Annotated in this window: 7 protein-coding genes, 1 tRNA gene and 1 riboswitch; of the genes, 1 reads left to right on the top strand and 7 read right to left on the bottom strand. The window is 55.1% G+C overall.

From position 1 onward, the window contains the following. Positions 1 to 788: 788 nt before the first annotated feature. From I6E40_RS05865 to thiS, 4 genes are all read right to left on the bottom strand, one after another. Complete coding sequence (locus I6E40_RS05865) at positions 789 to 1,493, bottom strand: HesA/MoeB/ThiF family protein (RefSeq protein ID WP_235386010.1); 705 nt, start codon at positions 1,491 to 1,493, stop codon at positions 789 to 791. Positions 1,494 to 1,736: 243 nt separating this feature from the next. Then, complete coding sequence (gene thiH / locus I6E40_RS05860) at positions 1,737 to 2,882, bottom strand: 2-iminoacetate synthase ThiH (protein WP_235386009.1); 1,146 nt, start codon at positions 2,880 to 2,882, stop codon at positions 1,737 to 1,739. Between the two features lie 176 nt (positions 2,883 to 3,058). Continuing rightward, positions 3,059 to 3,832 carry a thiazole synthase gene (locus I6E40_RS05855; RefSeq protein ID WP_235386008.1) on the bottom strand — a complete coding sequence of 258 codons (774 nt, stop codon included), beginning with the start codon at positions 3,830 to 3,832 and terminating at the stop codon, positions 3,059 to 3,061. 51 nt (positions 3,833 to 3,883) lie between these two features. Further along, positions 3,884 to 4,081 carry a sulfur carrier protein ThiS gene (gene thiS, locus I6E40_RS05850; protein ID WP_235386006.1) on the bottom strand — a complete coding sequence of 66 codons (198 nt, stop codon included), beginning with the start codon at positions 4,079 to 4,081 and terminating at the stop codon, positions 3,884 to 3,886. A gap of 147 nt (positions 4,082 to 4,228) precedes the next feature. Then, a riboswitch (TPP riboswitch) is annotated at positions 4,229 to 4,332 on the bottom strand. A gap of 135 nt (positions 4,333 to 4,467) precedes the next feature. Between thiS and I6E40_RS05845 the strand changes: the two genes are divergently transcribed. Then, positions 4,468 to 4,541, top strand: a tRNA-His gene (locus I6E40_RS05845). A gap of 43 nt (positions 4,542 to 4,584) precedes the next feature. Here I6E40_RS05845 and I6E40_RS05840 read toward each other — a convergent pair. Genes I6E40_RS05840 through I6E40_RS05830 form a run of 3 tightly spaced genes read right to left on the bottom strand, consistent with a single transcriptional unit; the run spans position 4,585 to position 8,351 of the window. Then, on the bottom strand, positions 4,585 to 5,952 hold the full coding sequence (locus tag I6E40_RS05840) for a dipeptidase (RefSeq protein WP_235386004.1): 1,368 nt from the start codon (positions 5,950 to 5,952) through the stop codon (positions 4,585 to 4,587). A gap of 27 nt (positions 5,953 to 5,979) precedes the next feature. Continuing rightward, positions 5,980 to 6,384 carry a DUF1934 domain-containing protein gene (locus tag I6E40_RS05835; protein ID WP_235386002.1) on the bottom strand — a complete coding sequence of 135 codons (405 nt, stop codon included), beginning with the start codon at positions 6,382 to 6,384 and terminating at the stop codon, positions 5,980 to 5,982. 23 nt (positions 6,385 to 6,407) lie between these two features. After that, positions 6,408 to 8,351: a C10 family peptidase gene (locus tag I6E40_RS05830; protein ID WP_235386001.1), complete on the bottom strand. Its 1,944-nt coding sequence runs from the start codon at positions 8,349 to 8,351 to the stop codon at positions 6,408 to 6,410. Positions 8,352 to 8,565 lie beyond the last annotated feature (214 nt).

The raw sequence follows: 8,565 nt of genomic DNA, 5'->3' as shown, positions 1-8,565 counted from the left end.
ACAGACGATGCCAGAATCAAACTCAAACATTTGTATCCTATTGTCACTTTTTAGACTTTACAGACTACTAGGAGCGCACCTAAGAAAAACTAGGAGCGCACCTAAGAAAAACTAGGAGCGCACCTGGGAAAAATTTGCCTTCCTCAAATTTTAATTTGCCTTCCTCAAATTTTAATTTGCCTTCCTCAAATTTTAATTTGCCTTCCTCAAATTTTTCTTTGCCTTCCTCAAATTTTTCTTTGCCTTCCCCTAATTTTAATTTGCCTTCCTCAAATTTTTCTTTGCCTTCCCCTAATTTCTCTTTGCCTTCCCCTAAGTAAAGCTGCGTGCCGACTAGGCAAGATTTTTCTCAATGACACAGATTCCATCGAAGAGCAAGAATGTAGGATGGAAACCGCGTTTTTGCATATTTCCACCCAATCCTACATTTATATTTTTTGCTTCACCACTACCCTACACACACCGCCGCGAAATCCTACACAATGAAGGGTTTTGTGTAGAATTTACAGACCAAACCCTACACACCTAACCAATCTGATTATCAAACTTTAAGCCCGAACTGTGTAGGATTTGCCGGGAATGCATGTACCCTTGAAAAACGTATAGGTTTGAAAGGTGAATACGCGCGCCTCGCGCGCGAAGCTTATTTCACATTTTTTCCTGCGTTCCCATTTGAGGGCATTTTGGCACAAGTTTTGCTGTAAGCCCCAACACAATGAGGGCGGTGTGTCAAAATTTATGATTTAACACACCGCCTTTTACGGATGGATTCTTGAACCGCGTGGAACTCACCACTCAAAAGCGGCGCTTTCCATGGTGAGGAGATTGATGGTCCAAAGTCGTCCCGCGAGGGAGGGGTTGCGACCGCAAACATATTGCACAACCTGCGTCGCCAACACGCTGCCGACGACAGCGGGCGCCATGCCGACCACCTGCTTGCCGGGATGGGGCATTTTCAACGTGGCTTCGCGGTCGGGGTGGAGGTCACGGTAGCGCAACGGCGTTTCGCCGAGCCCAAAGACGGCGGCTTGTCCTTCAAAGCCTCGCACCGCACCATAGAAATAGGGGATGCCCATGCGCTCCGACACGTCGTCCAACAAAAAACGGGTGGCGAAGTTGTCGCAACCGTCAATCAGCACGTCACATCCTGCCGCCAGCGATTCGGCGTTCTCCGGCGTCAAGCGGCAAACGTGGGCTTCGACCTTCACCTCCGAGTTCAGGAGGGAGAGGCGACGCTGCGCCATGAGTGCCTTCGGTTCTCCCACCTGCGATTCGTCGTAAAGAATCTGACGGTGCAGATTGCTGACACTGACCACGTCGTCATCAACCAGCGTGAGTCTGCCGATGCCGGCGCCGACCAAATACTGTGCAATGGGGCAGCCGAGCCCGCCGACGCCCACCAAGAGGGCGTGCGCCCGGGACAGACGCTCCTGACCCGCCGCGCCGATTTCCGGCAGCAACAACTGGCGGGCATATCTTTCTTCTTTTTTCATGATAAGTTTAGGGGTGTTCTATAAATTACGGGATAAGGAACGTTCAAAAGAAAGTGCTTACGTTTTGGTCGCTTTTTGTTTCTTAGCGCGCCCTTTTGTAAGTTTCGTCAGTCACATAGCCCGCTATGCTCCTTCCTCAACTGACAAAAGTTCATCTCTAAGAAATCAAAAATCAACTCAACCTAATTTTTAGAACACCCCTTTATCTGAGACATAAGTGGTGAGCAGAGTTTAAAGTCCCCTTCATGCACCTTGCGCCATCATCTTTTTGACGTGGTCAAAACTGCCGTCCCAGTCTTTCCAGACGGGTTCAACACCCATGCGGCGCAGCGCGTCCGCCACTTCTTCCACCGTTCGCGGGTCGCTCACCTCAAACTGTTCGAGAGCCTCGGGATAGCAGGCATAGCCTCCCGGCTCCGTGCGACTTCCGGCAGACATGGTCGTCACGCCGAGCGTCGCCATGTGGTCACGGAAGTTGGCTCGCTCGCGAGTGCTGTAGGAGATGTCCACGTCGTGGTCAAAGATGCGCATGGCGAAAGTTAACTGTGCGAGCTCACGGTCCGACATGATGCAGTTGGGTTGGAAGCCGCCGTTCTCCGCGGGACACATTCGCGGGAAGTTCACGCTGTACTTCGTGCGCCAGTAGTGTTTCTGCAGGTAGCGCAGGTGACGTGCCATCATGGTGAGATCGGTGCGCCATTCCTTTTCCAGCCCGATGAGCACGCCCATGCCGATGGAGTGAACGCCGGCGAGCCCCATGCGGTCGAAACCGTTGACGCGCCATTCAAAGTCAGACTTCTTGCCGCGCGGATGATAGATTTTATAGTTCTCGCGGTGATAGGTCTCTTGAAAGCAAATCACCCCATTCATTCCATGGCGCGTCAGTTCGCGATACTCCTCCGTTTCAAGAGGCATGACCTCTATTTTCAAGTTAGAAAATAGTGGTTTCGCCAGATCGAGCGCCTTAGCGAGATAGGGAACACCTGCCTTTACCGGATTTTCGCCGGTGACAAGGAGCAGATTCTCAAAGGGGCCGAGTTGTTTGATGGCTTCATATTCCCGCGTCATCTCCTCCGGCGTGAGAATCGTGCGTGCCATCTTGTTGGCAACGTGGAAGCCGCAATAGACACAGGAGTTAGTGCAGGAGTTGGTGAGGTAGAGCGGGATGAACATGGAGACGGTGCGTCCGAAACGTTTCTCCGTGTAACGACGCGAGAGTTGCGCCATCTGTTCAAGATAGGGCTCGGCGGCGGGGGAGATGAGTGCCATGAAGTCGTCCACCGTGCAGCGGGGGCGGCGCAGGGCTGCCTCCACGTCGGCTGCGGTTTTGGCGTGGATGGATTCGGTCGTTTCGTCCCAGTCAAATTGAGAGAGATATTCAGAAAACATGATGGATTTCTATGCAAAACGGTAAGGGGATTCAATATAGGGTGTTCTATAAATTAGGGTGAGTGGCTTTCTGATTCTTAGAGACGACCTATAAAAGTCCGCTAAGAAAGCAACCGGAACGGAAGCACATTTCTTTGAGCGCGCCTTATTCCATAATCTACAGAACTGCCCACAACTCAGTCAAGAAACGAAGTCAGGGGCGAGGAAGCCTCAGCCTGCAAGGTACTGCCCTGCGCGGGAAGACCGGCTTCGAAGGCGGCGCGCCCCGCTTCGACAGCCTGTTTGAAGGCAGCAGCCATGGCGGCAGGTCTGCCTGCGACGGCAATGGCGGTGTTGACGAGACAGGCATCCGCTCCGAGTTCCATGGCTTCTGCGGCGTGACTCGGTGCGCCGATGCCGGCATCCACAACGACGGGGACGGTGGCTTGTTCGATGATGATTTGCAAGAAGTCACGGGTGCGCAGTCCACGGTTTGTGCCAATGGGTGCGCCGAGGGGCATGACGGCGGCGGCACCGGCTTCTTCCAAGTGTTTGCAGAGTGTGGGGTCGGCGGCGCAGTAGGGCAAGACGATGAAGCCCATCTTTGCCAACTGTTCTGTTGCCTTGAGCGTCTCAGTGCTGTCGGGCAAGAGATAGCGCGGATCGGGGTGGATTTCGAGTTTCAACCAGTTCGTGCCGAAAGCTTCGCGTGACATCTGTGCAGCGAAGACGGCTTCTTCGGCATCACGCACGCCGGAGGTGTTGGGCAGGAGTTGAATGCCTTCACGACGCACGTGAAGCAACATGTCGTCTTCTGCATCTTCCAACTCCACGCGCTTCATCGCCAAGGTGACCATTTCAGTCCCCGAAGCAAGAACCGCTTCCGACATCTCCGCATTGCTGCGGAATTTTCCCGTACCGAGAAACAGACGTGAGTGAAACGCACGTCCTCCAAGAATCAAGTCTGACATTTTTTCTGCGTTTATTATCTATATATAAAAGGTGTAAGTTCGCCGGCAGCCTCATCCTCCACACACCGCGCGAATGACGGTCAGTCTGTCGCCCTCGGCGAGCAGGGTGGTTTCCCATTCCGGACGCCGCACGATGCGGTTGTTGATTGCCACGGCGATGCCTTCGGCAGGCAGCGCGAGTTCTTCCACGAGACCGGCGACATGGGTTGCCGCAGTTTCCTGTGCTTTCTGATTGACAAAAACGTTCATAAAGAAAAAGGTGTTTTTCCCTTTTCAAGGAAGGGTGTGTGCCGCGACACACGGGTAAAAAAGATTTAGAAAAGGGTAAGAGGGTTGGCTCATGCCCATGAACCAAAGAAGAAGGGCAGGACGTTTTTGCAGTTTGTGCCGCAAAAGCGGAGAACTAACCACAATGCCTACGGCAGCATAATCTGCATCAGGTCGTAAGGGTATCATCTCAGCCTTCGTCTCCGGTGTGACGGGCACCCCTTTGTGTTCGTGATGCAAAGTTACGGCAAAACGATGAAGAAAACCGCACGCTTTCGGCACAAAATGAAAAAAAGAGGGGCAAATTCTTGCGGGAATCGGAAATTTGCCCTACTTTTGCATCGCTTTCGAGGAAGAATCCTCAGATGGTGCTTATAGTTCAGTTGGTTAGAGCGTCAGATTGTGGTTCTGAATGTCGTGGGTTCGAATCCCACTAAGCACCCCTCCCTCCGCAGACAGTCTTTGTGACTGCCTGCGGTTTTTGTTTATTTCCCCATCTCCAGCGCCCGGTGGAAACCGACGACTGCGACGATGCCTTTGCGCAACATGTCGAGCGGGAAGTTCTCGTTGGGCGAATGGATGGCGTTGCTTTCCAAACCGAAACCCATCAGAATGGTCTTGACACCGAGCTCGCGCTCAAAGTCGCTGATGATGGGAATGCTGCCGCCGCGGCGAACTGCCAACGGGCGACGACCGAAGGCTTCGGTGAAACCTGCTTCCGCGGCGCGATAGGCGGGATGGTCAATGGGACAAACATAGCCCTCGCCGCCATGTAGCGGACGCACCTCCACCTTGACGCACGCCGGAGCCAGCGAGCGGAAGTAGTCGGCGAAGAGTTGGGAAATCTTTTCGTGCTGCTGATGAGGGACGAGGCGGCAGCTGACCTTAGCGAAAGCCTTGGAGGGCAGTACGGTCTTGGCGCCCTCGCCGATGTGTCCGCCCCAGATGCCGCAGATGTCAAAACTCGGGCGGCAGGCGTTGCGCTCCAAGGTGGAATAGCCCTTCTCACCACGCAGTGCGCCGACTCCGATGGACGCTTTGTAGCGTTCCTCGTCAAAAGGAATGGCGGCAATCATCTCGCGCTCCTCGGCGGAGAGTTCCTCCACGTCGTCATAGAAGTGAGGCACGGTGATGCGTCCGTTCTCATCCAACATCTTGGACAGCATTTCGCAGAGCACCTGCACAGGATTGGCTACCGCGCCGCCGAAATGTCCGGAGTGAAGGTCACGGTTGGGACCGGTGACTTCCACTTCCCAGTAGGCAAGTCCGCGCAAACCCGTGGTGAGGGAGGGCAGGTCGGCGGCAAGCATGGAGGTGTCGCTGACAAGCACCACATCACACGCCAGCAGTTCGCGGTGGTCTTGCAGGAAGGCGGCGAGATTGGGCGAACCGATTTCTTCTTCGCCTTCGAGAATGAATTTGATGTTATGGCGGAGCAGGTCGTGACGCACGAGATATTCAAACGCTTTGACCTGAATGAAACTCTGTCCTTTGTCGTCGTCAGCGCCGCGTCCCCAGATTCGACCGTCGCGCACCACGGGCTCGAAAGGCTCGCTGTTCCAAAGATCAAGAGGTTCGACAGGCATGACATCATAGTGACCATAGACCAAAACGGTGGGCGCATCGTCCGCCACGTGGCGTTCCGCAAACACGATGGGATTACCGGGTGTGGGGATGATTTCAACCTTTTCGGCACCGGCTTCGGTGAGCAGTTCGCTCCAACGTTCAGCCGTGCGCAACAGGTCGCCGGCGTGGGCAGGCGAGGAACTGACGCTCGGGATTCTGAGCAAAGAAAAAAGTTCATCGAGGTGGCGTGCCTCGTGGGCGTCAAGATAGGCTTGTAGGTTTTCCATATATATAATAAGGTGTATAAGGTGTGATTACAGGAAGGTGAAGCGTAGTTCAAGATGGTTGTCGGCAACGGCTTGTCCGCCTTGCAGCAGGGTGTAGCGTATTTCGCAGCGTCCGCCTTTGGGGGAGAGTTTGAGACTGAGCGCGTGGGTGTAGAGTTGCATCGGGAGCGTCTGTCCGTGGATGGCATAGGGTGCTTCGAGCATGCGTTGCGGAACGAAAACGAAACGAGAGGTGACGTCTCCGCTGCGGCGGCACTCTGCCAGCCCGTCAGCAATGACCCACACAGTGTGCCGGTTTCCCTCGAGTTCGTCGAAGGTGAGGCGCACGCCGTGTTCGCCCACCTCGCAGTGTCCTTCGGTTTGGTTTTCAATGCGCTCCTCGCCGTGTTCGGTGTGAGTGAGGAGGCTGCTTTCAATTTTTATCTTTTTCATGAACTTCTGAGTGGCTTGGCTGTTCAAGGAATTTGCAGACTGGTCTTTCCGCCCTGACGTTTCAAATAGACGCCGAGGCGTTGGGGCGTCGCAATGGGGCGTCCGCTGAGGTCGTACCATTGCGCCGGACTCTGCGAGTCGGTGGTGACGGGGGAGACACCGTCGGGAGAGAGGGGCATGACAAAGCCTTGACTCACCACGACGGGCCAGTAGGCGCGGAGCAGGTATTGATAGCCCGTGCCGGGGACAAGGTCGCGGAAACGAACGGTCACCACGGTGTCGGCAGAGGGAGCGAGGAAGATGTGGCGTATGATTTCAACTTCGGGACTGCCTGCCGAATCCGCCACGCAGAAAATGTATTCCTGTGCCGCACGCTCCTCGGACGAGGAGTTGGAGAAGCGCTGATGAATGGCGACTGTGCCGCCCGCCTCAAACTCCAACTCGGGAGCGTCGTGTTGCATGTCGGTCGTGCCTCCCTCACAGACTTGGAAGGGCATGGTGAAAAGGATGGTTTCGCCATCGGCAGTCACGTTCAGCACTTTCTCGCCGGCTGAGGGGAAGGTGGGGAAGACCGTTTTCACGGTTGTCTCGCCGCCTTCCATCGTACCGCCCGTAAGGGCAAGCCATTCGCCTTGCTCAAAGACGGCAGTGTCGGAGGGTTCATTGACAATGAGCGCGAAAGGAGTGGTGAGGACGGAATCCGTCGTGTTGCGAAGATGCAGACTGACCGGTGTGGGACAACCCGTGCAAGGCTCTGCACCGAAACTGACACGTTCAACGCTGATTTCACTGCCGGTGCGCCGCAGGCTGTCGGGCGGCGTGACTTCCAAACTGTCGGGGAAGAAAGTGAGGCACTCCTGATTACAGAAGAAACCGCTCTCCACCGCCTCGTTGAGCCGGTCGCTCTCGGGTTGCGGATGTGCCAGAACATCCAAACGGAAGTAGCCATCATAGTCGCCGCCATACGCCCAGTTCACATGGAACAGTCCGTCGGCATCCAGCCCGTCTAAGACAAAGGCATGACCGCCACCGCGCATAATGCTGCCCGCATAATAGACCGGGCGGCGAGCGGCGATTTCGGAAGCGAGATAGTTCCAAAAAGAGGCAGGAGGATAGAGGTAACTGTCCAAATAGTTTACGTATCCATAACCAAAAGCGCGCTGCAACGGTTCAACGAGGCGGAAAGTGTGGGCGCCGCTGGAGGAAGGTTCCCAGTTCATGTGGCACGCCACGCCGAGCATGAAAGACAGGCGGGCGACGGCGTCAATGGCTTCCTCCGAAGCGGGACGCTCTTCGTCATAGTCATCCAAAATGAGGCGCGTATCGACAGAAGTGCCGGGCAGGATGTCAGGCACGGTGTAGTGTTCCGTTTCCCAACCTTTCAGTGTGTCGCGCAAAACGACGGGGGCGTGATGGTAGGTCAGAATCTGCTCCATGGCGGTGGCGACGCAGCCGACAAGCGTCGGATAGGTCTCTCCCGAGGAGGTGATGTAGGTGGGACAGGCGCGATTGTAGGGCGCGCTTTGGTGACGCACGGTGGTGAGCAACGGCGCAACGGGAGTCCAAGACTGCGCACCGCCGGGCGGATAGTTTCCCTTGAGAGCAGTGGACAGCGTGGCGGCGGGACGACGCAACATGGCAGCCAAAGGGGCAGGCATCGAGGCTGACGCCGAGGCGGTGCCATAGCCCAACACCTCGGGACAGGCATCGTCGGCAGCGAGCAGAACAAAACTGTCCTTGTGGCGGCACAGGAAAGCGGCAGCAAAGGTCTCCACCTTCACCTCTGTGTTTTTCACGTCGCTGGATTTGAGTTTCCCCTGCTTTTGGAAGAATTCAACGGCGCGCCGTCTGGCTGCCGCCTCATCAACGGGAAACGCGAAGGCAGAAAGGGTCAGACAAAAAAGGGCAAGACAAAGCGTGACAGCGTGTCGCCACATTGGCTTCTTGTGATTGTTTGTTTCTTGCATACGCCGCAAATTTACTCATTTTTATTATTGCTATCTGCGAAAAGATTGGTGATTGAGTATAGGGGCGTTCTGAAATAAGGTTGAGTTGATTTTTAAGCACACCTTATAATATGCAGGACTCCCACACAGTCTTTCATCAAAAAGGTTCGTTTGCAGGCGGCGAGCCGTCACTTTTTCCTTAGGGCTGACTTGATACCAACTTAAAGCGGCTCCC

The organism is Prevotellamassilia timonensis, assembly GCF_021531665.1.
Lineage (GTDB): Bacteria > Bacteroidota > Bacteroidia > Bacteroidales > Bacteroidaceae > Alloprevotella.
Note: the sequence above shows the minus strand (reverse complement) of the source record. Positions and strands in the feature narration are given on the sequence as shown.

Excerpts from the sequence above, each read along its gene's own strand:
- I6E40_RS05865 (WP_235386010.1), bottom strand. The coding sequence starts at position 1,493 with ATGAAAAAAGAAGAAAGATATGCCCGCCAGTTGTTGCTGCCGGAAATC.
- thiH (WP_235386009.1), bottom strand. The coding sequence starts at position 2,882 with ATGTTTTCTGAATATCTCTCTCAATTTGACTGGGACGAAACGACCGAA.
- I6E40_RS05855 (WP_235386008.1), bottom strand. The coding sequence starts at position 3,832 with ATGTCAGACTTGATTCTTGGAGGACGTGCGTTTCACTCACGTCTGTTT.
- thiS (WP_235386006.1), bottom strand. The coding sequence starts at position 4,081 with ATGAACGTTTTTGTCAATCAGAAAGCACAGGAAACTGCGGCAACCCAT.
- I6E40_RS05840 (WP_235386004.1), bottom strand. The coding sequence starts at position 5,952 with ATGGAAAACCTACAAGCCTATCTTGACGCCCACGAGGCACGCCACCTC.
- I6E40_RS05835 (WP_235386002.1), bottom strand. The coding sequence starts at position 6,384 with ATGAAAAAGATAAAAATTGAAAGCAGCCTCCTCACTCACACCGAACAC.
- I6E40_RS05830 (WP_235386001.1), bottom strand. The coding sequence starts at position 8,351 with ATGCAAGAAACAAACAATCACAAGAAGCCAATGTGGCGACACGCTGTC.